The following is a 25,954-nucleotide window of genomic DNA, read 5'->3' as shown; positions in this document are numbered from 1 at the left end:
AGGGAACGATAAATGGCTGAAGGTTTGATGGCGGGTAAGCGCGGCCTGATTATGGGCGTTGCGAACAATCGGTCGATCGCCTGGGGCATTGCCAAGGCAGTTCATGCCCAGGGCGCCGAGGTGGCTTTTTCCTACCAGGGTGAAGCGCTCAAGCGCCGCGTTGATCCGCTGGCCGCTGAACTCGGTTCCGATTTTGTCGTCGAATGCGATGTCTCCGACAGCGACGCCATGGACAAGACCTTCGAGGCCATCAAACAGAAATGGGGCAAGCTCGATTTCGTGGTGCACGCCATCGGCTTTTCCAACAAGGAAGAGCTTGAGGGTCGCTATATCGAGACCAGCCGCGATAATTTCGCGCTGACCATGGATATCTCGGTTTATTCCTTCACGGCGGTCGCCAAGCGCGCCGAAGCGTTGATGACCGACGGCGGCTCGCTGCTGACCCTTACCTATTACGGTGCTGAAAAAGTACTGCCCAACTACAACGTGATGGGCGTCGCCAAGGCCGCGCTTGAAGCCAGTGTGCGTTATCTGGCAGCCGACATGGGCCCCAAGGGCATCCGCGTCAACGCCATTTCTGCAGGCGCCATCAAGACCCTTGCAGCCTCAGGCATCGGCAATCTGCGCGACATGCTGCACTATCAGGAATCGAATGCGCCGCTGCGCCGCAATGTCACCACCGATGAAGTGGGCAGCGCGGGCATGTATCTGCTGTCTGATCTCTCCAGCGGCACAACCGGCGAAATTCACTATGTTGATGGCGGCTATAATATTCTTGGCATGAAAGTGCTGGATAATACCGCCGACGAGGCCTGATCTCCCTCAGGCCGTTTCAAATACAAGGACCTGTGCAACGACCATGAACTGGCCGGAGTTTTATTTCGCGCGTCACGGTGAAACCGACTGGAATCGCGAACGCCGTTATCAGGGGTCAAAGGATATTCCCCTCAATGCTCTTGGCCGGCAGCAGGCCGATGCCAATGGGCCGTTGCTCCGCGAATTGCTGGCGCGGGACAAAATCGATCCGGCAACGATCGGCTGGTACGCGTCCCCGCTGAGCCGCGCCTCGGAAACCATGGATCGCATGCGGGCCGCATTCGATGTGACCTTGCCGCCGGTGATATTTGATGACCGGTTGAAGGAAATTTCCTTTGGCACGCTCGAGGGATTTTTGCATGACGAGCTGCCGCCCGAATTGGCGCAGGCACCCGGACGGCGCAATGCCGAATACTGGTATCATCGGCCGCCCGAGGGTGAAAATTACGAAGATGTGGCCGATAGGCTGAAAAGCTTCGCCGCCGATTTGCCGGCGCTTTCGGTCATTGTCGCGCATGGCGGCATTCAGCGGGTTCTGCGCCATATCGTGGAAGGCGCGCCCCATGGTGAGGTGGTCAATTGGCCACCCCCCCAGGGTGTGATCGCCCATTTCCGCATGGGGCAGATGACCATGCACGAATCCGAGATGAGCAGCGTCCAGCAAGCCTAGGCCGCATACCATCCGCACCCTTGTGATTGACGCCGCGCCCTGCGGTTTCTAGAACAGGTCAAACTTTTGCAAGGCGCGACATGTCGGATAATTCATTTGGCCATCTTTTCCGCTTCACCACCTGGGGTGAAAGCCACGGCCCCGCCCTGGGCGTGGTCGTTGACGGTTGTCCGCCCATGCTCGATATCAGCGCGGAAATCATCCAGCGCGATCTCGATCGCCGCAAACCGGGCCAGTCGAAATATACCACCCAGCGGCGGGAAGCCGATGAGGTGAAAATCCTCTCCGGCGTGTTCGAGGATGAGCGTACGGACGGGCTGAAAACCACCGGCACACCAATTTCGCTGATGATCGAGAATACCGATCAGCGCTCCAAGGACTATTCCGAGATCCGCGACAAATATCGTCCGGGGCACGCCGATTACACCTATCACCAGAAATACGGCATTCGCGATTACCGCGGCGGCGGGCGCTCCTCGGCGCGCGAAACTGCGGCTCGCGTGGCCGCCGGGGCCATTGCCCGGCTGGTGCTGCCCAATATCAAGATCCGCGCCTCTTTGGTGCAGGTGGGCCCGCACAAGATCGACTACGATAATTTCGATTGGGATCAGGTTGATCAGAACCCGTTCTTTTGCGCCGACCCCAAGGCAGCTCTGCTCTGGGCTGATTATCTCGATGGTATCCGCAAGGATGGCAATTCGGTCGGCGCCGTTATCGAAGTGGTCGCCGAAGGGGTGCCTGCGGGTTGGGGGGCGCCGGTCTATGGCAAACTGAGCGCTGACCTGGCATCGGCCATGATGAGCATCAACGCGGTCAAGGCCGTGGAAATCGGGGCGGGCTTTGATTCAGCCGAGCTGACAGGCGACGCCAATGCCGACGAAATGCGCGCCGGGCCTGACGCGCCCTATTTCAAGTCCAACAAGGCGGGCGGCATTCTGGGCGGCATCTCCACCGGAGATCCGGTTGTGGTGCGCTTCGCAGTCAAGCCGACCTCTTCAATCCTGACCCCGCGTGAGACGGTGACCACGGCCAATGAGGACACCGACATCATCACCAAGGGCCGTCATGATCCCTGCGTTGGCATCCGCGCCGTGCCGATTGGCGAAGCGATGATGGCGCTGGTATTGGCCGACCATTTCCTGCGCCATCGCGGCCAGACCGGGCGCGATGGGGGCGTGGGGTATTAGGTAGACCAGACAGGATTACCTAAAGGCCGGTAAGCTTGCTTACCTTGGCTAGGGCCGTGTCCGTCGGTTCGCCATAGGCGATGGTGCCGTCAAACCGCCCGTCAGCATCAATCATGAAGACGCTGGCGGTATGATTGACCAGATATTCGGTGCTGGATTCGTTCTCCACCTTCTCGGAGATGACCCCAAAGGCTTTTTTGGTGGCCTCCACTTCGGCCTCTGTGCCAGTCAGCCCGATCACCTGCCCGCCAAAGCCCGATAGATAGGTCGTCAGCGCTTCAAGTGTGTCCCGTTCGGGGTCCACGGTGACAAAGATAATCCGCAAACCATCGGGCGTCAGATTCAGCCTCTGCCGCCAGCCTGTCGATTCGGCCAGTGTGGTGGGGCACACATCGGGACAATAGGTATAACCAAAAAAGATCAGGCTGGGGACGCCCTTGAGGTCGTTTTGGGTGAACGTGCCGCCGGTTGTGGCCGACAGCGAAAACGTGCCCCCATAAAGCCCCACCGGCCGCTCGGGCGGGCGCACGAGATAGAGCACGGTCGCCCCAAGACCGACGATCACAACCAGTCCCCATAGTATAAATCGCAGGCGCGCCAGCCCGGACGTCTCTTTCATGGTGTCAGCTGTCCAGCGGTTCTGTGCCGGCGGCCGTGCCCTCGCGGGACAGCGTGATTTTCTCAATCCGCGCCTCGGCCGTCTTGAGCAGGGTCTCGCAATGCTTCTTCAGCGCCTCGCCGCGCTCATAAATGGCAATCGATTCCTGCAAGGGAGCCTGGCCGCTTTCCAGTTTGCCAACAATCGTTTCGAGTTCTGCCAGAGCCTGTTCAAAGCTCATGGCTTTCACATCATTATCGGTTTGTTCTGCCATCGGATTTTCCTTAAAAACGTCACACGCTGCCAAGCGCGCCATCCTGCAACATGGCAACATGGGCGGCAACGCCGTCCGCCAGGCCACCTAAATCATATCCCCCTTCAAGTAGCGAGACGAGGCGGTTGTCGCAATGCTTGTCGGCCATATCCATCAACTTGCCTGTGAGCCAGGCAAAATCAGCGGCCACCCAGTTCAGATTGGCCAGCGGGTCGCGCTGTTCGGCATCGAACCCGGCGGAAACCAGAATGATGTCCGGCGCAAAATGATGCAGCGCCGGGAAAATCCGGTCCTTATAGACCTCACGCATGGCCGCGCCATCTGACTGCGTTTTCAGCGGGGCATTGCAAATGTTGCCAACCCCGGTCTCGTTTAAAGCACCGGTACCGGGAAACAGCGGCATCTCGTGGCTAGAGGCGTAAAAGACACTTGGGTCATTATAAAAGATATCCTGGGTGCCATTGCCGTGATGCACGTCGAAATCGACAATGGCGATCCGTTCTGCGCCATGTTTGCGCTGCGCCTCGCGGGCGACAATGGCGATATTGTTGACCAGACAAAACCCCATCGGGCGGTCGATTTCGGCATGATGGCCGGGAGGGCGGATGGCGCAGAAAGCATTATCGGCTTCACCAAGGATCACGGCGTCGAGCGCCTGCAATCCGGCACCGACGCCGGATGCTGCTGCATCGAACGAGCCGGCCGAAATATAGGTGTCGCCATCGATCATGCCGATACCCTCCATCGGCCGCGCGTCGCGCAGGCGGGCGAGATAGCGGTCACCATGAACCAGTTCGGCAATCGCCAGGTCCACGGTCTGCGCATCCTGGCGCATCAACTTGTCGAATTTGGTGCGTGAAAGCGTATTCTCAATGGCCCGCAACCGGTCAGGCCGCTCCATATGGCCTTCGGGTGTGAGGTGCTGAAGCCCTTGGGGATGGCTGACAAGTAGTGTTGTCATAAACAGGAATACTCGTTTTGCCGCATTGACCATCTTCTTGACGTGGGCGCGGGCACTTGTCAAACAACGGCTGAGAACAGATCCGAACGGAATAGACCGTTTGTTTAAAACTAGGATTGCATCATGACGGTCTCGAGTGAGGAAGAACTCAGGAAATTGCAGGAAATTGGCAAGATTGTCGCCAATACGTTGCAGTCCGTAGCCGATATCCTGGAGCCGGGCATAACCACTGCTGAACTGGATGATTATGCGCGCGCGCTGCTGGAGCGGGAAGGGGCGCGGTCTGCACCCGAACTGACCTATGACTTCCCCGGTGCCACCTGCATCAGCGTCAATGAAGAAATTGCCCATGGCATTCCCGGCCCGCGCCGGATCGACGCCGGCGATCTGGTGAATATCGACATTTCGGCGGAAAAGAATGGCGTCTTTGCCGATACCGGCGCGTCCTTTGCCGTGCCGCCGGTCAGCCCCACCATTGCCCGGCTCTGCCGCGATGGCCGCCGGGCCATGTGGACAGGGCTGCGCGAGGTCAGCGCCAACAGGGCAATCGCCGGAATTGGCAATGCCATTGGCAAATTTGCCAACCGCAATGGCTATACGCTGGTGAAAAATCTCGCCAGCCACGGCGTTGGCAACTCCCTGCATGACGAACCGGGCGAGATTGCCACCTGGCCTGACAAGCGTGAGAAGCGCCACCTGACCGAAGGGCTGGTCATTACGGTTGAGCCCTTCCTGTCGCTCGGGGCCACCTGGGCTGATCAGGGCAATGACGACTGGACCTTGCTAAGCGCCCCCCGCGCCCTCACAGTGCAATATGAGCATACGGTTATAGCCACCCGCACCGGGCCGCTTGTCGTAACGCTTCCAAACTGAGGCTTTGATCATTTCCGCCACTATCCATCCGACCACCATTCAGGAAGCCGCCGCGATTTTGCGGGAAGGGCAGATATGCGCCTTTCCCACCGAGACGGTCTACGGGCTTGGGGCGGATGCGACCAACGCGGATGCCGTGCTCAACGTTTATCAGGCCAAGGGCCGCCCGCGTTTCAACCCGCTGATCGTGCACTGTGCCGACCTGGCTATGGCCAGACAATTGGTGGTTTTCTCGCCCCTGGCGGAGAAGGTGGCGGCAGCATTTTGGCCGGGACCAATGAGTCTGGTGCTGCCGATGCTGCCCGATAACGGCATTGCAGATATTGTCACGGCAGGCTTGCCAACCCTCGCCATCCGCATTCCCGCCCATCCCGCGGCACGCGAACTGATTGCGGCCGTCGGCAAGCCGCTGGCCGCGCCATCGGCCAACCCTTCGGGCCGCCTCTCACCCACGCGGGCCTCAGAGGTGATCAGCGGCTTTGACGGGCAGGTGCCCGTCCTCGATGGCGGTCCCTGCCATGCCGGCCTGGAATCGACCATTTTGGCCATTGATGGTGAGGCTGTTGTGCAATTGCGCACAGGCGCACTGGCGCGTGACGATATTGCCGAAACGCTTGGTATGCCCGTGCCCGCAATAGGCGAGGGGAGCGCGATTACCGCGCCGGGCATGCTGCTCAACCATTATGCGCCAAAGACGGACATCCGGCTTGATGTGATCAGCCCGGAAGCTGGTGAGGCCTATCTGGCCTTCGGCGGCGAACCTGTTTTTGACGGGCCGATGCGCAATCTGTCGCCCAGCGGCGATCTGCGTGAAGCCGCCCGTAACCTGTTCACCTGCCTGCATGAGCTGGATGCATCTGGTGCCACAGGCATCGCTGTTGCGCCGGTGCCGTTTCAGGGGCTGGGTGAGGCCATCAATGACCGCTTGCAGCGTGCAGCTGCCCCGCGCGACCCTGTCGCCAAAGCCTAGTCGCGTACTGTATAGGGTTTCTGGTCGCGCCAGAACCGCATCAGGCTCTCAAGGTCAGGATCGCCGCCCTCGGGCAGCACAACCCGCAGGTTCACCAAAATATCGCCCTTGCCGAACATGCCCTTGCCCTTGAGGCGCAGGGATTTTGCGGTATCAACGCCGGGGGGCAGGTTGAGTTCGACTGTGCCACCAAGCGTTGGCACCCGCACCTTGGCCCCAAGCACAGCCTCATACAGCGTGATCGGCAGGTCTACGCGCAGGTCATTGCCATCACGGCGGAAGCTTTTGTGCTTGGCAAATTTCACCGTGACAATGGCATCACCCGGCTCGCCGCCGAACGGTGAGGGCTGCCCCTGGCCCTTGAGGCGAATTTGCTGGCCGTCTTCGACCTCGGCAGGCAGCTTGATCGACAAGGTCTTGCCGCCGGGAAGCTTGACGGCAACAGATTTGGCATTGCTGGCTTCCTCGAGCGAAACCCGCACGCTCGCCGCGCTGTCTGCGCCCTTGGCGCGTGGCTGGGCCCGGCCTGCGCCGGCTGTGGCCCCGGCAAAAGGGTCCCATTGCTGTGCACCGGGCTGAGGGCCGGCCCGGCGGCCACCGCCTGTGGGGCCGAACCCGCTCATGAATTCCTTCAAAATGTCTTCTGCGCTGAAACCGCCGGCCTGGCCGCGTGCAGCGCCACCATGGGCGCGCGGATCGAACCCGGCAAACTTTGGATTGCCATCGGCGTCGATTTCCCCGCGGTCGAACTGGGCCCGTTTCTGCTTGTCTGACAGCAAGTCATAGGCGTTCGTGGCCTCGGCGAACTTCGCCTGGGCCTTGGGGTCGTCGCTGTTCTGGTCCGGATGGTAGGTTTTGGCCAGTTTGCGATAAGCGGTCTTGATCTCTTTTTCGCTGGCGTTTTTGCCCACGCCCAAAACACTATAAGGGTCTCTCATGCCTCACTTTCAAATTTCTTCGACGTATTCTCCATTGCATATGGTTATGCGATGGCGAACGCGCAATCTCTGCAAACCGGGTACGTGATATTGTTTGAACAAACCATATCACGTTCTTTCGGTTGCCAGCCTGTTCTGTCATCTGCATATATGGCTACCGTCTAACCGCTTGTCCAGCATCGCGGGACCTGCATCCATGTAGAAGGCCGGCATGACCCATTCAGACCAGACCATCACCGATCAGGTTTTCGACGATGACAACAAGGGGAATATCGATCCCTTTGAATTGTTCGAAGCCTGGCTGGAAGAGGCAAAAGTCTCGGAAATCAACGATCCCGGCGCAATGGCGCTCGCAACTGTCGATAGCGATGGCTTGCCGGATGTGCGCATGGTCCTGCTTAACGGCCGTGACAGGCGCGGTTTCGTGTTTTTCACCAATTTCGGCAGCGCCAAGGGCCGGGAATTGCTGGCCAATCCGAAAGCGGCGCTTTTGTTTCACTGGAAATCCCTGCGCCGCCAGATCCGTATTCGCGGTGCGGTGGAAGAAGTGAGCACAGCCGAGGCAGATGCTTATTTCGCTTCCCGTCCGCGCGGCTCCAAAATCGGCGCGCATGCCTCGGCACAAAGCCGGCCGCTCGGCAGTCGCAGCGAATTGGTCGCGCGCAGCCGCACTCTCGATGCCGAATTTGGCGACGAGGTGCCCCGGCCTGACTATTGGTCGGGTTTCCGGATAAAGCCGGTGGAAATCGAATTCTGGAAAGACGGCGAATTCCGTTTGCATGACCGGGTGCTGTTTCGTGCAGATGGCGATGCCTGGTCACGTCAGCGGCTCAACCCCTAGGCCCCATGCGAATTCTCATCCGAACGTCCCGTTTGGCCATATGGGCCCGAAGGCTTGGCAGCTTCGCGCTGCCGCTGGCGGTGATCCCCATTCCCTTGCACCGGGCGGCGTTGGTCAATAGCGATACGTTCATCCTGATCGAAACCCTTGCCATGGGCTTTGCCGGCGCTGCATTGCTGATCGGGCTTTCAGCCCTGGTGCGGCTATGGATTACCGGTGATCGGGGCTGGAACCGGGCAATCACCGGTGTGTTCTTGGGGGCGGTGTGTCTTTCGCCCGTCTTCTATGGCAGCTACATGGCTACCCGATATCCTTTGGCGGTGGATGTAAGCACAGCCGCCGCAACGATTGAACTTGAAGAAGCCACACCTCAGGTGTCGGATAATATGGCAAGCCGGGAAGAAATTCTTGCAGCCTTTCCCGATGTGCGGGCGCGAAATTATGCGCTCGGGGTCAACGAGACCTTCCGGGTGATCGACGGTCTGGTGCAGCAGCGCGGCTGGCAAATCATTCGCCGCGATCCCCCCGATCTGGAGACGGCAGATGGCCAGATCAACGCCATCGATACAACCTTGCTGGGGTGGCGTGACGAGGTGGCGATTGCGGTTGCGGGCAGTTTTGCGGCCACGCAAGTGCAGATGCGCTCAGCCTCCGTCGCCGCTCATGGTGGTGATCTGGGGCAAAATGGCCGCCGTATTGAGGCCTTTCTCGGCGATCTCGACGCGGCGATCCTGGCGGACGCCTACAAGGCACCTGCCGCGGGCGCGCCGCCGGTGCCCGCATTCAGCAATAGCGTCAGGTAAGCCGGCTATAGCGCCGCCCGCCAAGGGCCGGGCGGGACCGAACCTGGTTCAGCTCTTCCAGATATTCCAGATGCGCCTTCAGTGTCATCCCGGCGGCCACCAGATTGGCCGCAGGCAGATGCGGATAGATGTGTCGCCGCAAGTCATCGACTGTCAGAGCGCCGGCTGAAAGCGCGTCAAGAATTTGGGTGTTCCGATGCGCACGGTGCGCCCTTAAATGCCGCACATAGGCAGGCGCATCAGCAATAGGTCCGCCATGCGCCGGCAGGTAATGCGACCACTCCCGGTCAAGCAGCTTGTCCAGCGAGGCGAAGTAATCGGCCATTGAGCCATCGGGCACCGCCACCAGCGTGGAATTCCAGCCCATCACATGGTCACCGCTCAGCAAATAGGGCGTGTCGCACACCCCGAAAGCCAGATGATTGGCGCAATGCCCCGGTGTGGTGATGACTTCCAGCACGATGGCCCCGAAATGGAGCACATCACCGTCAACCAACCGGCGGTCCGGCACTGAACCCCAGTCGCAGGAACCCGCGATGGGGTTGATCTCAAACAGCCCTTTTGGGCGCGACAGCCGGTGCTGCCCCCCAAACCACACCGGCGCACCGGTTGCCGCCGCAAGGCGCGGCACCAGCGCAGAATGATCCTTGTGTGTATGGGTAAGGATAATGGCTTCAACCGGACGCTCATCAATCACTTCCAGCAGCGCTGCCAGATGGTCATCATGATTCGGGCCGGGGTCAATCACCGCCAAAGCTGTGTCACCCACCAGAAAGCTGTTTGTGCCCGTAAACGTAAAGGCGCTGGCATTGGGCGCGGTAATGCGCTGCAGCCCCGGCATTATCGTGACGGGTCTGCCGGTTTGCGGATCAAAATCCGTGTCAAAGGTCAAAACAGAAGCTGAGCTAGGCATTGCACTCGCGTGGCCGGACGGATATTCAAGAGAAACAATAATCGGTTGGGAAGGACCTTAACCTCATGGCCATGACTTTGACTACACCGAACACACTGCTCGGTACGCTTCAGCCCAAGGGCGATACAGCCCGCCTGGCATCCAATCTGGTGACTGTCGTTCTGGGCACCGTTTTGTTGACCATCGCTGCAAAAATCCAGGTGCCGACATGGCCTGTGCCGGTCACCCTGCAAAGCCTCGCCGTTGCCGGTCTTGCCGCTGCCTTTGGCGCGCGTATCGGTGTTGCAACCCTCGCGCTCTACATTCTTGAAGGCATGGCAGGCTTGCCTGTATTCGCTGGCGCCGGTGCTGGCGCAGCCTATATTCTTGGCCCCACCGGTGGCTTCATCATTGGCTGGCTCGCAATGGCTTATATTATCGGACGTGCGGCCGATATGGGCGCCTCGCGCAGCTTCCCGAAACTGTTCGGTGCCATGATTCTCGGCAATGCCTTTTCGTTCGCGCTGGGCTTTATCTGGCTTGCCGCAATGGCCGGCAGCGCTGGCTGGATTGACCAGTCCAACATTCTCGGTTCTGCCTTCGCCAAGGCCGTTCAGCCCTTCATCGTATGGGATGTTCTGAAAATGGCGCTGGCTGCCCTGTCTGTTGTTGGCGGCTGGCAGCTGATCAAGAGCGGCAAAGCCTGATTGGCAGCAAATCAAAAATGATGAAACCGGCTCTTCGGAGCCGGTTTTTTTATGACTGCTAAATCTGATGGCGGGCAAAAGGAAAGGCCGGTTCCAGAGGAACCGGCCTTGATTGGTCGGAGTAGGGTGATTCGAACACCCGACCCCCTCGTCCCGAACGAGGTGCGCTACCAGGCTGCGCTATACTCCGTCAGTAAATTGCTGCGCGCGTTATATCGCCGGATTGTCGCGTGCACAAGCGTTGAAAATCACCTTCTTGCTCTGTTGCGCTGCTGAGCTAAACCGTGTAGGTACCAAGCCGCTTGGGGCGTCGCCAAGTGGTAAGGCAGCGGCTTTTGATGCCGCCATTCGTAGGTTCGAATCCTGCCGCCCCAGCCAAGCTCCCAAAGATCAGATATGCTGATCATCCGAACGGGCTCTCATCCACAAAACGTTAGTGCCCACGCCTTCCTTGTGATGGCGTTGTCGGCTGGATGCCAGCTAATCGGTTGTGGACGGATTTTGTGGAGAACGGCCTCGCGCCTCAGTTTCGATACGGCGCTCAAAATCGGCTAAGGCCAGCGGCTTGCCATAGAGAAAACCCTGAAATTGCACACTGCCGAACTGGGTCAACAATGCGTGTTGCTCCTCTGTTTCCACGCCTTCGGCCAGAACCTTGTAACCGAGATCCCGCCCAATCTGGACGACGTTTCGGGCCAGCGAGGCACTGCGTCCGCTGCTGCCCGAATCCTGCACAAAGCTGCGATCGATCTTGATCTGCTGGATGGGCAATCGCCGCAGGTAGGATAGTGAGGAATAACCGGTGCCGAAATCATCGAGTGATATGGTGATCCCGAGATTACGCAACGCATGGAGCTTGGCGTTGACCAGCTCCATTTCAGTCACCAACACGCTTTCGGTCAACTCAAGGATCAGGCGGTGCGGGTTCGCGTGGGTTTTAACAAGGGTATTGTGCACCAGCTCTTCGAAGCCCTCATGCATGAGCTGACTGGCGCTTACGTTGATGGACAATGTCAAATCTCGAAACCCGGGTTTCTGGCTCCATTCGGCAAGTATACGGCACCCTTCCTCAAGCACCCACCCGCCAATGGCCACCATAAGACCAAGTTTCTCTGCTTGCGGAATAAACTCAACTGGAGAGACAGTGCCGCGTCGCGGGCTATGCCAGCGCAAAAGCGCTTCCGCGCCTATTGTGGCGCGATCTAAACCGACCTGCGGTTGACAAACGAGTTGGAACTCATCCTTTAACAAGGCGGCCATCAGATCGCGGCTGGATTTGTCCTTGCGTACAAACTCGGCCTGCATTGCATGAACGCAGGCAGCCAGCATTGTTGTAGCCAGAATTGTATTGGCCCAGGTGCCGGCGCCGCGCAGGGCATCGGGCATCGTCACAACAAGCGGACTTGCCAACGGTGCGCTGGCGAGCACGATAAAGGCTACCAGACAGATGCCGATCAACGCCAACTGCGGGCGCGATTTCTCCCGTTGATAGTTGAGATAGCCAAGGGCTGCGATCACCAGAAGGTAGAGATGGCTGACCCTGGGGGCTTCGGCCGTTGGTACATCCAGAACCAGCCCCATGATAATGGCTATGGCGATTAGGGCAGCTTGTGCAGCCAAAAGCCCAAAGGCGAGATGGCCGCGCCGGATCAGCAAGTAGACTGAAAGCCCTGTGGCGATAATCGCAAAATCCAGAGCAACGACCGCCCACCAGCCAATTGTGGCAAAAACAATCGCCCAAATCAGGCCGACGCCAGCAAAGATCAAGGAACCATAACGATAGGCAACGACCATGCGCTGCGAATAATGGGTAGTATGTGCCAAGGGCGGTTTGAGCTGTGTCTTTGCCATAAACTTTTCTAATTGGGCATGGTGCCCACCACCGTGCACGATTTGGGCCCTCTTGTTAAGAACAAGTTTTTGCAAGGATTGGCGGCTTTGATACTGGAAATCACCAGTGCGGCGGCAAACAAATGCTCATAAAGCGCCACATGAAGGCATTTCACGGTGTGAGGGTTTCCGGCAAATGGCGCTGGCGGGTGTGGCCGAGGTTTGCGCGCTAACACTTATGGATTGGTACTATACAGCGCCAATATTGCAAAAGCTCGAAACGGATCGGGCTGCGGAGGAAGCAAGAAGCATAAAATTTTATCAAATTTAGCAACGCCAAATAAATCATGCTGCTTTGCTTAGTATTATGAGTTGAGCGCTAGTCTTTCCTGTAACAGGGAAAGAAAAATGCGTAAGAATAATATAGTAACCATTGGAGCTGCGGCCGCATTGTCGGTGGCGTTTTTTCTCAGCAGCGCACAGGTTCAGGCGCGCGTTGATGTAAATGGCTTTGCTGCCGATCGCGGCACGGTGTCGTCTATGGAAGCGCCAGCGCCATTGTCGCATTTCACGCGTGCCGAGCGGCGCTGGACATCGGCCTTGCCCGTACGGCCAATGCCTGCCCGTCCTCTCCTGCGCGCGCCTGCGGTTACCCCGGACAGCTATAACGTATTCCGCTCGGTTGTGGTGCCTGTTGGCCAGTTAAAGGCTTTTGACCAATGGGAAAACTTCGCACCCAAAGCGACAAGTGGCGATGCAACGATATGCACTGGCGCATTGTGCAAGTCGGCTGCGGGCAAGCGCATGGCCGCCGCCGCAAAGAAGGCGGCCGGTCTGTCCCAGCTTGAGGCCATGCGGTTGATCAATCTCGAAGTGAACAAGGCAATCCGTTACAAATCAGACCGTGGCGATGATTGGGCCAGTCTTGAACAGAGTGCGCTGCGGGGCACAGGTGATTGTGAAGATTATGCCATTGCCAAAATGACGCTGCTCAACCGTATAGGTTTCGCCCCAGAGCAATTGCAGTTCATTGTTCTCAAAGACACACGCCGCCAGCTCTACCACGCCGTCTTGGCCGTTCACGTGGACGGGGAACGCTATATTCTGGACAATATGAGCAATGTGGTTGCCAACGACACCCTGTTTCGCTCTTACGCGCCCATAGCGTCCTTTGTCGGCAACAAGAGCTTCATTCACGGCTTTACCAGCAAATCCTCCAGCGTTGCCACGCTGGGCCCGGGCGGCCTTGCGGCCATTCAGCTGGGCGAGGGGCGTTAAGTCTCCGGCATCTAGACAAAAAAATGGCCCGCAAAAGCGGGCCATTTTTGTTTATCGCGTAATTGACTAGATCGTCAGCGTGTATTCATTTCCCTCGAAGGCAATCGTCACATCACCTGAGTCAACGCCCTGGAGTGTTGTGACATCGACCCAAGTAGAACCACTGCCGGTAACATCAACCTGTACGGTCGTATTGCCGCCCGAGGTTTCGAGCTTCACAAAGTTTGCGACGTCGTCACCGGTGTTGAATGCGGCATCCAGCAGATCCGACAGATCAATCGTATCATCGTCGCCGAATACATAATCTGCAATCACATCGACATTGCCGGCACCGGTTTCGCCAAACTTGAACGTGTCGCCCCCGGTCCCGCCATAAAGCGTGTCATTGCCTTCGCCACCGATCAGTAGATCATTGCCAGCAAGACCCGACAGAACATCATCCCCGGTCCCGCCAATCAGCGTGTCGCCATTGGTATTGGTACCCGAAATATGATCATTGCCGCCTCGGCCATCGATAGTCGGCGCACCGCCATCGGTTGTGTAATTGGCCGCCAGCATGATGAGGTCGTTACCCTCTGTGCCGATGATATTTTCGACGCCCGACAAGGGATTGGACGAACCGTTGTATTTGTCGAACACAAACCCAGCCGCACCAGCCGCAGCTTCCAGCACGATGGTGTCGTTGCCGGTGCCACCGGTGATCCGGTCGCTTTCACCGGACAGCCCTGTAAGCGGGATTTCGATCTCGGTGCCGTCACCAAGCGCAAAGTCACGAGGGCCATAAGTGTCAGCATCAACGATATCGGCACCGATGAGGAAGGTATCATCACCCGCCCCGCCATTCAGCGTGTCAATGCCGGTAAGGCCAACCAGAAGATCATTGCCATCACCACCGGTGATAATGTCGGCACCAAGCGTGCCCACATACCTGTTATCGTCAGTGCCGTTGACAGTGATGGTCACCGTAACGCTTGCAGTTGCGCCCTTGTCGTCGGTCACAATGGCGGTGAAGCTGTCTGTCTCCACGTCACCGGTACCAAGGATTTGGGTTGCCGGGCGGCTGTCATCCAGCGTGTAGGTCCACTCGCCAGTCGTCGGATCGATGGAAATCGTGCCATAGGTGCCATCTCCGGAACCCTGGATAGACCAGGTCAGAACCGCATCATGATCAACATCACTTGCGTTCAGAACGCCCGAAATTGTGGCGCTGGTATAGCCATGGGTCGCATCCCAGCCTGCCGAATTGTTGGTTACCCCCTCATCGCCACTGTAAACAGGGCGGGAAAGCAGGTCACCATCGACACCTTGCACGAGCGCCGTCAGATCACCCAGCAATGTGCCGCTGAAGCGGGCACCTAGAGATACCGAGTTCAGGTTGCCCAACAGGTTGTCATGCAGGGACTGCAAACGCTCCGGATTGCTGTCGGCATCGGCGGGGCTGTCAGGTGTGAACTTGGCAATCGTATCAGTCAGCGGCCGTCCACCGTCCTTCAGGTATTCGGCGTAAGCCACACCGAGGTAAACGAACGCCTCGTTAACCGCCGGCGTGCCGCCGGTCACCAAGCCATATTCAACATCAAGGTAATGCCAGACCACAGCGATTGCTGTGGCCATGTCACCGCCCAGCAGCGCATGCACATCATCCAGCACATCCACAACATCGGATGGTGTGGTGGGCGGCAGCGACGCAAGGGCCGCGACAACATCCACGGTCAAAAGAGAAGGATCGGGTGCATAACCACCCAATGCATCCGCTTCGATGATCCCCGGAATGCTGCCAACTTCATAGACCGCACCGGACACGACCGATGCGACCCCAATCTCAGGCGCATCATTGGTGCCTGTGACGGTTACCTGGATGACATTTTCGGCCGTATCGCCATCACCGTCGAATACCTTGTATGGAAGATTCAAAGTTACCGTATCGCCTTCGGCCAGCGCATCAAATGCTGAACCGGGTACGACCGAAACCTGAAGTCCGCCCGGCACAATCGAGGGATAGAAGGAAGGTGAACCAAGAGTTGCGGTTGCGGGTGCCCCTGTCATGTAAGCGGGGCCAAAGGAATACCCAACTGCGCCATCAGCGCCGTCCTGATAGTCGGTCCCGTCAGCCAGTGGCACAAATATGGTCTCATTCTCGCCCATCGTGGCGGTAACTAGATTGGCCACCGGTACATCGTCCTCAATGGTGGCACGCAGGATACTGGTAACAATATCGCCATCGCCATCCGCAAACTCAATCGTGGCGTCGATGCGCAACGATGTGGTGAGCGCTCCAGAGACTTCTTTGTCATCAAGAGGCTGGAACAATGTCACCTGAACACTTGTGTCCGTGTCGCTCAGCTTCATTTCCAACACGTCGATGCGGACGCCCAACAGGGCATCGCTCGCCGCGACATAACCAATGATTGTGCTGCGGTCGGCGGAAAGCTCGAACGTTACCACCTGGCCGCCCGATTTCAGCTCTGGGACAGTCGTCGCACCACCGGAGACATCAAAGAAGATGTTATCCGGGCCGGTATCGAACTTCATTGCACCACTGAATGCACTGGAGCCATAGCCATCGGAGCCAAAGTCGATGTTGAAAGACTTGTCAGCCGTAACCGCCCCGCCGGAAAGGTCAGCCTCGTCCAGCGTGACCCAACGGTCCGCTTGGGTCGTTGTTGGCACGTCATCATCAACACTGACTGTCAGCGTCGAGGTCGACGTGTCACCATCCGAATCCTTGACGACGATACCGAAGGCCAGATCGAGGCTGGTATCATTGCCAACGCCGATATGATCAAGGCTGTCGAGCAGGGTAAACGTGTAGCTGCCGTCACCGCTCTTCGAAAGCTCAACGGTGAAGATCGCACGTCCGTCAGCGGTCGCCGTCAGCAGGGTGTCGCCATTGCTCAGCGTATATTCGACAGTCTCGCCATTCGATTTCAGCGTGGTCGTGCCAGCCAGTGCGGTGTCGAAAGCGACACTGCGCAAGGAAAGGTCATCGTCAGCGCCCCAGGCAATATTGAGCGAACCCGTGTCACTCGCCGCATCAAAGCGCTCGAGCTGAATGTCGTCGATCAATATCTGGTTGCCACCACCGGAGGCATCCTGCTGCACTTCGATATAGAGCGCGTAACCAGCATAGGCAGGATCAATCGGGCCTGTATCCAGCCGCACATTGGTCCAGTCACCATCCGCCGGTGTCGGCAGGGCCATCTGCGCGACCACGAATGTGGTTGCACCACCGTCATTGGAGGCAAGCAAACGCACCTCACCACCTGGCCATGCCTGGTCCGTCCGGTCCCCGACATTCAGGGTGAGCGTATAACCCGCACCGGCAACCAGCGCCTCACCGCTATCCTGGGACAGGGTCGCACCGCCACGCAGCCAGACCACATTGTCACCAACGTGAACGTCTGCATCGCTGATAAAGTCATTCGGGGCGAACAAGCCGCCCTGGCCTGAAATAGACCAGCCGGCAGGGCTGCCACTGGTATAATTGCCCAGCGGATTGGTGATAACGCCAGGTGCGCCTGTGGCCAGCGAATTGGCCTCAAAGCTGCCATTGTTGATCAACAGCTCGGTATTGGCTTCGGTAACCTGACCTGCAACGGGCAGTCCTGCAACCGGTGCATCATCAAGGATGCGGGTGGAGAGGGTGACTTCGATGGCGTCATTGTCGCCATCCTGTGCCTCGACCGTGAAGTTGATCGATTGGCCATTGCTGCCCGGGCGGTGATCGATATTGCCCAGCAGGGTTACAGTCCAGTCGGCCGAGTTGAGGTCGAGATCAGCATGGAAGATGATTTCTTCCGCAGCTGAACCTGTGGCCTCGGTATAAGCTTCAATCGTCTGACCGTCAGCCGAGAGACGGAACATGACGGGCCGAGTGTCGGAAGTAAGACCTGAATCGATGCCCGGATCGCCGGCGACAAGTGTGCCTGAGCCAACATTGGGGATTTCGAACGCACCGGTAAAGGCTGTTGATCCGAAGCCGTCAGCGCCGAAATCAACCTTGAGCGTGCCGGATGCCGAAGCAGCCTGGCTGCCATCAGTGCCTGCGCCCTGAACGGCATTGGCAACAATGTCATCTTCATCAACGATGGCGTTCGAGACGCCGGGGTAAGGGGCTGCGGCATTGCTCGCAACCGGTGCATCATCAAGGATGCGGGTGGAGAGGGTCACCTCGATGGCGTCATTGTCGCCATCCTGTGCCTCGACCGTGAAGTTGATCGACTGACCGCTGCTACCGGGGCGGTGATCGATATTGCCCAGCAGGGTTACAGTCCAGTCGGCCGAGTTGAGGTCGAGATCAGCATGGAAGATGATTTCTTCCGCAGCTGAACCTGTGGCCTCGGTATAGGCTTCAATCGTCTGGCCGTCAGCCGAGAGACGGAACATGACGGGCCGTGTGTCGGATGTGAGACCTGAATCGATGCCCGGATCGCCGGCGACAAGTGTGCCTGAGCCAACATTGGGGATTTCGAACGCACCGGTAAAGGCTGTTGATCCGAAGCCGTCAGCGCCGAAATCAACCTTGAGCGTGCCGGATGCCGAAGCAGCCTGGCTGCCATCAGTGCCTGCGCCCTGAACGGCATTGGCAACAATGTCATCTTCATCAACGATGGCGTTCGAGACGCCGGGGTAAGGGGCTGCGGCATTGCTCGCAACCGGTGCATCATCAAGGATGCGGGTGGAGAGGGTCACCTCGATGGCGTCATTGTCGCCATCCTGTGCCTCGACCGTGAAGTTGATCGACTGACCGCTGCTACCGGGGCGGTGATCGATATTGCCCAGCAGGGTTACAGTCCAGTCGGCCGAGTTGAGGTCGAGATCAGCATGGAAGATGATTTCTTCCGCAGCTGAACCTGTGGCCTCGGTATAGGCTTCAATCGTCTGGCCGTCAGCCGAGAGACGGAACATGACGGGCCGTGTGTCGGATGTGAGACCTGAATCGATGCCCGGATCGCCGGCGACAAGTGTGCCTGAGCCAACATTGGGGATTTCGAACGCACCGGTAAAGGCTGTCGACCCGAAGCCGTCAGCGCCGAAATCAACCTTGAGCGTGCCGGATGCCGAAGCAGCCTGGCTGCCATCAGTGCCTGCGCCCTGAACGGCATTGGCAACAATGTCATCTTCATCAACGATGGCGTTTGAGACGCCGGGATGAGGGGCTGCGGCATTGCTCGCAACCGGGCTGTCGTCGATCACTTTGACGGTGAAGCCTGCCGTTGTGGCGTCGCCATCACCATCACGTGCTGTGAAGGTGAAGTTGAAGGAGAGCACGTCCTCGTCGCTGGGGCTGTTGCCTGTGACCGGGTGATCGAGCACCCCGTCAAGATCGAAGCTGTAGGAGCCGCTGGCGATATCGGAAAGCGTGACGGTGAACACAGGCGCGCCGCTTGCTGTCGTGGCTGTCAGAGCCGAGCCATTGTTCGACAGGGCATAAACGAGGCTTTCACCACCAGAGGTGAGGTCAGCCAGGCTGATGCCGCCATTGCCACCGGTAACGGTGAGGAAGGCTGCAGCTTCTGCCGCGGTGATGACCACGGGTGCTGCACTGTTGGAGGTTGCAAAAACCACCGAACGGTCGCCGGCAATCTGTGTGCCGGTAAAGCCGCTGTCGCCATTGGCGTTGCCGTCGTCGCCACCCCAGAGAATGTTGAGGGAGGCCCCGATCGCATCCGTGATCGGACCAGAGTTCGACAATGCCCCAACGGCTTCAACACCGATAGGTGCAGTGTCTTCGTTGCCATCCGGAAGCGCCTCTTCCTCGACATAACGATCAAAAATCGTGCCGATTGCAATGGGCGTATCGTCGATGACATTGACGCTGAAGGTTGCCGGTGCACTTGTGTCGCCATCGCTGTCGGTGGCGGTGAACTGGAAGTTCAAAGCCAGAGTGTCTTCACCCTGCACATCGCCCTGATGATCAATCGTGTTGATCAGCGTGAACTCATAAGAGCCGTTCGTCGATGCATCGGAGAGGCCGACAAGAAACACCGGATCAGAGCTGTTCACATCGCCCGGGGTTGCCGGTTCGGTACCTGTATAGGCAACAAGAACCTGGCCTGCGGCCGTGTCGAACAGCTTGTAGCTGATCGGATTGCCATCCGATGTCAGGTTCTGGGCCAAAAGATTGTCAATCGCATCCGGACCGAAGGCAACCGAACGGTCGCCGGGCTGGCCATTGCCGTCATTGGCATTGTCCGCGCCCCACCGGATCCCCAGGGAACCACCCGTCAGATGCGTGGTCTCGTTGTTATGCGAGATCGGAATGAAACCAAGAAAATAGCTCGTGTAATCCGCGTCACCAACCCCGTCATTGTCTTCGTTGCCTGGACCGGCAACCTGGGATTGTTCTTCCTCGACAGTACCTGTCGTGATCAAGGACGTGTCAATCACCGGGCTGTCGTCGATCACTTTGACGGTGAAGCCTGCCGTTGTGGCGTCGCCATCACCATCACGTGCTGTGAAGGTGAAGTTGAAGGAGAGCACGTCCTCGTCGCTGGGGCTGTTGCCTGTGACCGGGTGATCGAGCACCCCGTCAAGATCGAAGCTGTAGGAGCCGCTGGCGATATCGGAAAGCGTGACGGTGAACACAGGCGCGCCGCTTGCTGTCGTGGCTGTCAGAGCCGAGCCATTGTTCGACAGGGCATAAACGAGGCTTTCACCACCAGAGGTGAGGTCAGCCAGGCTGATGCCGCCATTGCCACCGGTAACGGTGAGGAAGGCTGCAGCTTCTGCCGCGGTGATGACCACGGGTGCTGCACTGTTGGAGGTTGCAAAAACCACCGAACGGTCGCCGGCAATCTGTGTGCCGGTAAAGCCGCTGTCGCCATTGGCGTTGCCGTCGTCGCCACCCCAGAGAATGTTGAGGGAGGCCCCGATCGCATCCGTGATCGGACCAGAGTTCGACAATGCCCCAACGGCTTCAACACCGATAGGTGCAGTGTCTTCGTTGCCATCCGGAAGCGCCTCTTCCTCGACATAACGATCAAAAATCGTGCCGATTGCAATGGGCGTATCGTCGATGACATTGACGCTGAAGGTTGCCGGTGCACTTGTGTCGCCATCGCTGTCGGTGGCGGTGAACTGGAAGTTCAAAGCCAGAGTGTCTTCACCCTGCACATCGCCCTGATGATCAATCGTGTTGATCAGCGTGAACTCATAAGAGCCGTTCGTCGATGCATCGGAGAGGCCGACAAGAAACACCGGATCAGAGCTGTTCACATCGCCCGGGGTTGCCGGTTCGGTACCTGTATAGGCAACAAGAACCTGGCCTGCGGCCGTGTCGAACAGCTTGTAGCTGATCGGATTGCCATCCGATGTCAGGTTCTGGGCCAAAAGATTGTCAATCGCATCCGGACCGAAGGCAACCGAACGGTCGCCGGGCTGGCCATTGCCGTCATTGGCATTGTCCGCGCCCCACCGGATCCCCAGGGAACCACCCGTCAGATGCGTGGTCTCGTTGTTATGCGAGATCGGAATGAAACCAAGAAAATAGCTCGTGTAATCCGCGTCACCAACCCCGTCATTGTCTTCGTTGCCTGGACCGGCAACCTGGGATTGTTCTTCCTCGACAGTACCTGTCGTGATCAAGGACGTGTCAATCACCGGGCTGTCGTCGATCACTTTGACGGTGAAGCCTGCCGTTGTGGCGTCGCCATCACCATCACGTGCTGTGAAGGTGAAGTTGAAGGAGAGCACGTCCTCGTCGCTGGGGCTGTTGCCTGTGACCGGGTGATCGAGCACCCCGTCAAGATCGAAGCTGTAGGAGCCGCTGGCGATATCGGAAAGCGTGACGGTGAACACAGGCGCGCCGCTTGCTGTCGTGGCTGTCAGAGCCGAGCCATTGTTCGACAGGGCATAAACGAGGCTTTCACCACCAGAGGTGAGGTCAGCCAGGCTGATGCCGCCATTGCCACCGGTAACGGTGAGGAAGGCTGCAGCTTCTGCCGCGGTGATGACCACGGGTGCTGCACTGTTGGAGGTTGCAAAAACCACCGAACGGTCGCCGGCAATCTGTGTGCCGGTAAAGCCGCTGTCGCCATTGGCGTTGCCGTCGTCGCCACCCCAGAGAATGTTGAGGGAGGCCCCGATCGCATCCGTGATCGGACCAGAGTTCGACAATGCCCCAACGGCTTCAACACCGATAGGTGCAGTGTCTTCGTTGCCATCCGGAAGCGCCTCTTCCTCGACATAACGATCAAAAATCGTGCCGATTGCAATGGGCGTATCGTCGATGACATTGACGCTGAAGGTTGCCGGTGCACTTGTGTCGCCATCGCTGTCGGTGGCGGTGAACTGGAAGTTCAAAGCCAGAGTGTCTTCACCCTGCACATCGCCCTGATGATCAATCGTGTTGATCAGCGTGAACTCATAAGAGCCGTTCGTCGATGCATCGGAGAGGCCGACAAGAAACACCGGATCAGAGCTGTTCACATCGCCCGGGGTTGCCGGTTCGGTACCTGTATAGGCAACAAGAACCTGGCCTGCGGCCGTGTCGAACAGCTTGTAGCTGATCGGATTGCCATCCGATGTCAGGTTCTGGGCCAAAAGATTGTCAATCGCATCCGGACCGAAGGCAACCGAACGGTCGCCGGGCTGGCCATTGCCGTCATTGGCATTGTCCGCGCCCCACCGGATCCCCAGGGAACCACCCGTCAGATGCGTGGTCTCGTTGTTATGCGAGATCGGAATGAAACCAAGAAAATAGCTCGTGTAATCCGCGTCACCAACCCCGTCATTGTCTTCGTTGCCTGGACCGGCAACCTGGGATTGTTCTTCCTCGACAGTACCTGTCGTGATCAAGGACGTGTCAATCACCGGGCTGTCGTCGATCACTTTGACGGTGAAGCCTGCCGTTGTGGCGTCGCCATCACCATCACGTGCTGTGAAGGTGAAGTTGAAGGAGAGCACGTCCTCGTCGCTGGGGCTGTTGCCTGTGACCGGGTGATCGAGCACCCCGTCAAGATCGAAGCTGTAGGAGCCGCTGGCGATATCGGAAAGCGTGACGGTGAACACAGGCGCGCCGCTTGCTGTCGTGGCTGTCAGAGCCGAGCCATTGTTCGACAGGGCATAAACGAGGCTTTCACCACCAGAGGTGAGGTCAGCCAGGCTGATGCCGCCATTGCCACCGGTAACGGTGAGGAAGGCTGCAGCTTCTGCCGCGGTGATGACCACGGGTGCTGCACTGTTGGAGGTTGCAAAAACCACCGAACGGTCGCCGGCAATCTGTGTGCCGGTAAAGCCGCTGTCGCCATTGGCGTTGCCGTCGTCGCCACCCCAGAGAATGTTGAGGGAGGCCCCGATCGCATCCGTGATCGGACCAGAGTTCGACAATGCCCCAACGGCTTCAACACCGATAGGTGCAGTGTCTTCGTTGCCATCCGGAAGCGCCTCTTCCTCGACATAACGATCAAAAATCGTGCCGATTGCAATGGGCGTATCGTCGATGACATTGACGCTGAAGGTTGCCGGTGCACTTGTGTCGCCATCGCTGTCGGTGGCGGTGAACTGGAAGTTCAAAGCCAGAGTGTCTTCACCCTGCACATCGCCCTGATGATCAATCGTGTTGATCAGCGTGAACTCATAAGAGCCGTTCGTCGATGCATCGGAGAGGCCGACAAGAAACACCGGATCAGAGCTGTTCACATCGCCCGGGGTTGCCGGTTCGGTACCTGTATAGGCAACAAGAACCTGGCCTGCGGCCGTGTCGAACAGCTTGTAGCTGATCGGATTGCCATCCGATGTCAGGTTCTGGGCCAAAAGATTGTCAATCGCATCCGGACCGAAGGCAACCGAACGGTCGCCGGGCTGGCCATTGCCGTCATTGGCATTGTCCGCGCCCCACCGGATCCCCAGGGAACCACCCGTCAGATGCGTGGTCTCGTTGTTATGCGAGATCGGAATGAAACCAAGAAAATAGCTCGTGTAATCCGCGTCACCAACCCCGTCATTGTCTTCGTTGCCTGGACCGGCAACCTGGGATTGTTCTTCCTCGACAGTACCTGTCGTGATCAAGGACGTGTCAATCACCGGGCTGTCGTCGATCACTTTGACAGTGAAACCTGCCGTTGTGGCGTCGCCATCACCATCACGTGCTGTGAAGGTGAAGTTGAAGGAGAGCACGTCCTCGTCGCTGGGGCTGTTGCCTGTGACCGGGTGATCGAGCACCCCGTCAAGATCGAAGCTGTAGAAGCCGCTGGCGATATCGGAAAGCGTGACGGTGAACACAGGCGCGCCGCTTGCTGTCGTGGCTGTCAGAGCCGAGCCATTGTTCGACAGGGCATAAACGAGGCTTTCACCACCAGAGGTGAGGTCAGCCAGGCTGATGCCGCCATTGCCACCGGTAACGGTGAGGAAGGCTGCAGCTTCTGCCGCGGTGATGACCACGGGTGCCACACTGTTGGAGGTTGCAAAAACCACCGAACGGTCGCCGGCAATCTGTGTGCCGGTAAAGCCGCTGTCGCCATTGGAGTTGCCGTTATCCCCACCCCAGAGAATGTTGAGGGAGGCACCAGCCTTGTCTGTCGTCAAATTGAGATGACCTACAAACGGATAGTTCCCATCGGCATCCGGAGCCAAACCACCGGGTACGTCATCCTCATTGCCGCCAGAGAGTTCTTCTTCCTCGACATAACGGTCAATGATCGTGCCGATTGCAATGGGCGTATCGTCCTGCACATTGACGGTGAACGTCCCGCCAACACTGTCACCATCACTGTCCGTGGCGGTGTAGTTGAAGGTCAGTGACAGGTCGTTTTCGTCATTATTGCCGTCGTCTTCATGGTCGAGCGGCTTCACCAGTGTGAACGAATAGGAACCGTTGGCGTCGTCCGAAAGGCTTGCGAAGAATACAACGCCGGAATCGCCGGTGCCAGTCGGGACTGTGCTGCCGGTATAGCCAACCAGTTCGCCGGTCGAGAGAACGGTGTAGGAGACGGGCTCGCCGCCAGAGGTCAGCGCTGTGTCAAAGGCGCCCGAAACAACAACACTGTCATTTGTGAACGCAACCGAGCGGTTGCCATTGCCGGTCAGCGCTTCATTGTCAAAATCGTCGGCGCCCCAATTGATATTGAGGGAGACGTCGGAAACCGTGGCCGACAGGCCATCAAATTCATTGGTGAGATAAAAGCCCGTTGATTCATCTTCAACAGTGCCCGTGTCGGCCGTTGAGGTGACGGGGCTGTCATCCTCGACGATGATTTCAAGCGTCGTCGAGGCAGAGAGGCCGCCTGTGTCAGTGACGGTCACGGGCAGATTGATTGCCAGTTCGTCCTCGACATTGGCGATCGGGTGATCAAGCGGTGCGGACAGCACGATTGTGTATTCGCCAGCCGAATTGATGGTCGCCGTCAAAACGGTCGCGCCACCGGCGCTGCCCACCAGCGTGCCGCCGGTCGCGACCCAGGTGATGGCCACGCCGCCCGAGGTGAATGTGCCCGCGGGAACACCAAAGCTGAAGGTCAGCGGGCCTTCGTCGGATGCAACGATCCGGCCGGTCAAAATGCTGCTATTGCTGCCATCGTCAGACCCGTCATTATCGGCAATACCATTGCTCAGGCCTTCTTCGGAAAGACGTCCACCAATGGCCGATATAATGACCGGCGCAAGGTTTTCCTGCTGCAATTCGAAAGCGCCCGGGCCACCGTCACTCAAAAACTCGTTGCCGAGCAGGTTGCCGTAATCGATGCCGTCGCCAACGCTCTGCGGGCCGGGATCACGGAAGCTGCCCGAGGCACCATCGGCGCCAGAATTGCCGTCAGGCCCGGCAGCGGTTTCAATACCATTGGTTTCGAACAGCGCTGCAACGGTCTGTGCGGGGATTTCGATGTCGCCGATGAACAGGGTCAGGCCCTGTACCGCGCCATTCGCAATCACAATGACAGAACCATCCGGCTGGACGAACTGAAGGTCGGTGCCGTTAAGCTGTGGCCGGGAGATGTCGGCGCCGGCAGGAAGCCGCGCAATCGATCCATCCTCAAGCGCGATCTCGATCAATCGGGGCGCATCGACACCAGCGGGCGCTGTCGGCGTGGTGGTGTCGATCTGGGCAACCTGGATGGGATCTACGGAGATTGTCTCGTCAGCGCCAAACTCAGCCGGCACACCGCGAGTTTCAAAATCATCCTGAATAGCCATGGCATCCTCACAATATAAAGAATTAAATATTATTTAACTCTGTATAGCCCGCTTAACGTACAAACAACGGGATGAGGTGAGAAAATGCATAACTATGTATGCATGTACATGGCAATACTTCCTTAACCCTAACAGGGATGCATACCAGAATATAGCAACGGCGGCCGGATTTGGCCGCCGTAAT

General features: G+C 58.2%; 16 protein-coding genes and 2 tRNA genes. 10 read left to right on the top strand and 8 right to left on the bottom strand.

Annotated elements, in window-relative coordinates; all coding sequences use genetic code 11:
- Positions 1 to 12: 12 nt before the first annotated feature.
- The 3 genes from fabI (at position 13) to aroC (ending at position 2,673) form a co-directional block, all read left to right on the top strand.
- The gene (fabI, locus tag L1P08_RS07400; RefSeq protein WP_303619358.1) at positions 13 to 816 is read left to right on the top strand and encodes an enoyl-ACP reductase FabI; all 804 of its coding nucleotides are present in this window, start codon (positions 13 to 15) and stop codon (positions 814 to 816) included.
- A 43-nt stretch (positions 817 to 859) separates the two neighbouring features.
- Positions 860 to 1,486 carry a histidine phosphatase family protein gene (locus L1P08_RS07395; protein WP_303619357.1) on the top strand — a complete coding sequence of 209 codons (627 nt, stop codon included), beginning with the start codon at positions 860 to 862 and terminating at the stop codon, positions 1,484 to 1,486.
- An 80-nt stretch (positions 1,487 to 1,566) separates the two neighbouring features.
- Positions 1,567 to 2,673: a chorismate synthase gene (aroC, locus tag L1P08_RS07390; RefSeq protein ID WP_303619356.1), complete on the top strand. Its 1,107-nt coding sequence runs from the start codon at positions 1,567 to 1,569 to the stop codon at positions 2,671 to 2,673.
- A 19-nt stretch (positions 2,674 to 2,692) separates the two neighbouring features.
- Here the strand turns inward: aroC and L1P08_RS07385 are convergent, their stop codons facing one another.
- The 3 genes from L1P08_RS07385 to L1P08_RS07375 are packed head-to-tail and all read right to left on the bottom strand — an operon-like array spanning position 2,693 to position 4,506.
- Positions 2,693 to 3,292: an SCO family protein gene (locus tag L1P08_RS07385; protein WP_303619355.1), complete on the bottom strand. Its 600-nt coding sequence runs from the start codon at positions 3,290 to 3,292 to the stop codon at positions 2,693 to 2,695.
- A gap of 4 nt (positions 3,293 to 3,296) precedes the next feature.
- Positions 3,297 to 3,545 carry an exodeoxyribonuclease VII small subunit gene (locus tag L1P08_RS07380; RefSeq protein ID WP_303619354.1) on the bottom strand — a complete coding sequence of 83 codons (249 nt, stop codon included), beginning with the start codon at positions 3,543 to 3,545 and terminating at the stop codon, positions 3,297 to 3,299.
- A gap of 19 nt (positions 3,546 to 3,564) precedes the next feature.
- Entirely contained in the window at positions 3,565 to 4,506 is a 942-nt protein-coding gene (locus L1P08_RS07375) for a histone deacetylase family protein (RefSeq protein ID WP_303619353.1), read from the bottom strand.
- 123 nt (positions 4,507 to 4,629) lie between these two features.
- Between L1P08_RS07375 and map the strand changes: the two genes are divergently transcribed.
- Together map and L1P08_RS07365 are read left to right on the top strand one after the other, a co-directional pair.
- The gene (gene map, locus L1P08_RS07370) at positions 4,630 to 5,379 is read left to right on the top strand and encodes a type I methionyl aminopeptidase (RefSeq protein ID WP_303619352.1); all 750 of its coding nucleotides are present in this window, start codon (positions 4,630 to 4,632) and stop codon (positions 5,377 to 5,379) included.
- A gap of 4 nt (positions 5,380 to 5,383) precedes the next feature.
- Positions 5,384 to 6,349 (top strand): L-threonylcarbamoyladenylate synthase, encoded by a 966-nt coding sequence (locus tag L1P08_RS07365; protein ID WP_303619351.1) that lies wholly within the window; start codon positions 5,384 to 5,386, stop codon positions 6,347 to 6,349.
- On the opposite strand, the gene L1P08_RS07360 is transcribed toward L1P08_RS07365, so the two are convergent.
- Positions 6,346 to 7,287 carry a DnaJ C-terminal domain-containing protein gene (locus L1P08_RS07360; protein ID WP_303619350.1) on the bottom strand — a complete coding sequence of 314 codons (942 nt, stop codon included), beginning with the start codon at positions 7,285 to 7,287 and terminating at the stop codon, positions 6,346 to 6,348. The genes L1P08_RS07365 and L1P08_RS07360 overlap by 4 nt on opposite strands.
- Before the next feature lie 211 nt (positions 7,288 to 7,498).
- Here L1P08_RS07360 and pdxH point away from each other — a divergent pair, with 211 nt between their 5' ends.
- Positions 7,499 to 8,128 carry a pyridoxamine 5'-phosphate oxidase gene (gene pdxH / locus L1P08_RS07355; RefSeq protein ID WP_303619349.1) on the top strand — a complete coding sequence of 210 codons (630 nt, stop codon included), beginning with the start codon at positions 7,499 to 7,501 and terminating at the stop codon, positions 8,126 to 8,128.
- Positions 8,129 to 8,160: 32 nt separating this feature from the next.
- Positions 8,161 to 8,931: a DUF1499 domain-containing protein gene (locus L1P08_RS07350; RefSeq protein WP_303619348.1), complete on the top strand. Its 771-nt coding sequence runs from the start codon at positions 8,161 to 8,163 to the stop codon at positions 8,929 to 8,931.
- On the opposite strand, the gene L1P08_RS07345 is transcribed toward L1P08_RS07350, so the two are convergent.
- On the bottom strand, positions 8,924 to 9,844 hold the full coding sequence (locus L1P08_RS07345; RefSeq protein WP_303619347.1) for an MBL fold metallo-hydrolase: 921 nt from the start codon (positions 9,842 to 9,844) through the stop codon (positions 8,924 to 8,926). The genes L1P08_RS07350 and L1P08_RS07345 overlap by 8 nt on opposite strands.
- A gap of 65 nt (positions 9,845 to 9,909) precedes the next feature.
- On the opposite strand from L1P08_RS07345, the gene L1P08_RS07340 reads away from it, so the two are divergent.
- Positions 9,910 to 10,530 (top strand): biotin transporter BioY, encoded by a 621-nt coding sequence (locus L1P08_RS07340; RefSeq protein ID WP_303619346.1) that lies wholly within the window; start codon positions 9,910 to 9,912, stop codon positions 10,528 to 10,530.
- 113 nt (positions 10,531 to 10,643) lie between these two features.
- Here L1P08_RS07340 and L1P08_RS07335 read toward each other — a convergent pair.
- Positions 10,644 to 10,720, bottom strand: a tRNA-Pro gene (locus tag L1P08_RS07335).
- 113 nt (positions 10,721 to 10,833) lie between these two features.
- Here L1P08_RS07335 and L1P08_RS07330 point away from each other — a divergent pair.
- Positions 10,834 to 10,908, top strand: a tRNA-Gln gene (locus L1P08_RS07330).
- A 102-nt stretch (positions 10,909 to 11,010) separates the two neighbouring features.
- Here L1P08_RS07330 and L1P08_RS07325 read toward each other — a convergent pair.
- A complete protein-coding gene (locus L1P08_RS07325; RefSeq protein WP_303619345.1) occupies positions 11,011 to 12,381 on the bottom strand; it encodes a putative bifunctional diguanylate cyclase/phosphodiesterase in 1,371 nt (456 codons plus the stop codon).
- A gap of 387 nt (positions 12,382 to 12,768) precedes the next feature.
- Here L1P08_RS07325 and L1P08_RS07320 point away from each other — a divergent pair, with 387 nt between their 5' ends.
- On the top strand, positions 12,769 to 13,638 hold the full coding sequence (locus L1P08_RS07320) for a transglutaminase-like cysteine peptidase (protein WP_303619344.1): 870 nt from the start codon (positions 12,769 to 12,771) through the stop codon (positions 13,636 to 13,638).
- Positions 13,639 to 13,704: 66 nt separating this feature from the next.
- On the opposite strand, the gene L1P08_RS07315 is transcribed toward L1P08_RS07320, so the two are convergent.
- On the bottom strand, positions 13,705 to 25,770 hold the full coding sequence (locus L1P08_RS07315; RefSeq protein WP_303619343.1) for a T1SS-143 repeat domain-containing protein: 12,066 nt from the start codon (positions 25,768 to 25,770) through the stop codon (positions 13,705 to 13,707).
- Positions 25,771 to 25,954 lie beyond the last annotated feature (184 nt).

Origin of the sequence: Mariluticola halotolerans, assembly GCF_021611515.1 — a bacterium.
Lineage (GTDB): Bacteria > Pseudomonadota > Alphaproteobacteria > Rhizobiales > Devosiaceae > Mariluticola > Mariluticola halotolerans.
The sequence above is the reverse complement of the archived record's forward strand: the minus strand, read 5'-3'. Positions and strand labels throughout refer to the sequence as shown.

What these genes read in the sequence shown, in the direction of transcription:
- fabI (WP_303619358.1), top strand. Translation starts at nt 13, where the DNA reads ATGGCTGAAGGTTTGATGGCGGGTAAGCGCGGCCTGATTATGGGCGTT.
- L1P08_RS07395 (WP_303619357.1), top strand. Translation starts at nt 860, where the DNA reads ATGAACTGGCCGGAGTTTTATTTCGCGCGTCACGGTGAAACCGACTGG.
- aroC (WP_303619356.1), top strand. Translation starts at nt 1,567, where the DNA reads ATGTCGGATAATTCATTTGGCCATCTTTTCCGCTTCACCACCTGGGGT.
- L1P08_RS07385 (WP_303619355.1), bottom strand. Translation starts at nt 3,292, where the DNA reads ATGAAAGAGACGTCCGGGCTGGCGCGCCTGCGATTTATACTATGGGGA.
- L1P08_RS07380 (WP_303619354.1), bottom strand. Translation starts at nt 3,545, where the DNA reads ATGGCAGAACAAACCGATAATGATGTGAAAGCCATGAGCTTTGAACAG.
- L1P08_RS07375 (WP_303619353.1), bottom strand. Translation starts at nt 4,506, where the DNA reads ATGACAACACTACTTGTCAGCCATCCCCAAGGGCTTCAGCACCTCACA.
- map (WP_303619352.1), top strand. Translation starts at nt 4,630, where the DNA reads ATGACGGTCTCGAGTGAGGAAGAACTCAGGAAATTGCAGGAAATTGGC.
- L1P08_RS07360 (WP_303619350.1), bottom strand. Translation starts at nt 7,287, where the DNA reads ATGAGAGACCCTTATAGTGTTTTGGGCGTGGGCAAAAACGCCAGCGAA.
- pdxH (WP_303619349.1), top strand. Translation starts at nt 7,499, where the DNA reads ATGACCCATTCAGACCAGACCATCACCGATCAGGTTTTCGACGATGAC.
- L1P08_RS07345 (WP_303619347.1), bottom strand. Translation starts at nt 9,844, where the DNA reads ATGCCTAGCTCAGCTTCTGTTTTGACCTTTGACACGGATTTTGATCCG.
- L1P08_RS07340 (WP_303619346.1), top strand. Translation starts at nt 9,910, where the DNA reads ATGGCCATGACTTTGACTACACCGAACACACTGCTCGGTACGCTTCAG.
- L1P08_RS07325 (WP_303619345.1), bottom strand. Translation starts at nt 12,381, where the DNA reads ATGGCAAAGACACAGCTCAAACCGCCCTTGGCACATACTACCCATTAT.
- L1P08_RS07320 (WP_303619344.1), top strand. Translation starts at nt 12,769, where the DNA reads ATGCGTAAGAATAATATAGTAACCATTGGAGCTGCGGCCGCATTGTCG.
- L1P08_RS07315 (WP_303619343.1), bottom strand. Translation starts at nt 25,770, where the DNA reads ATGGCTATTCAGGATGATTTTGAAACTCGCGGTGTGCCGGCTGAGTTT.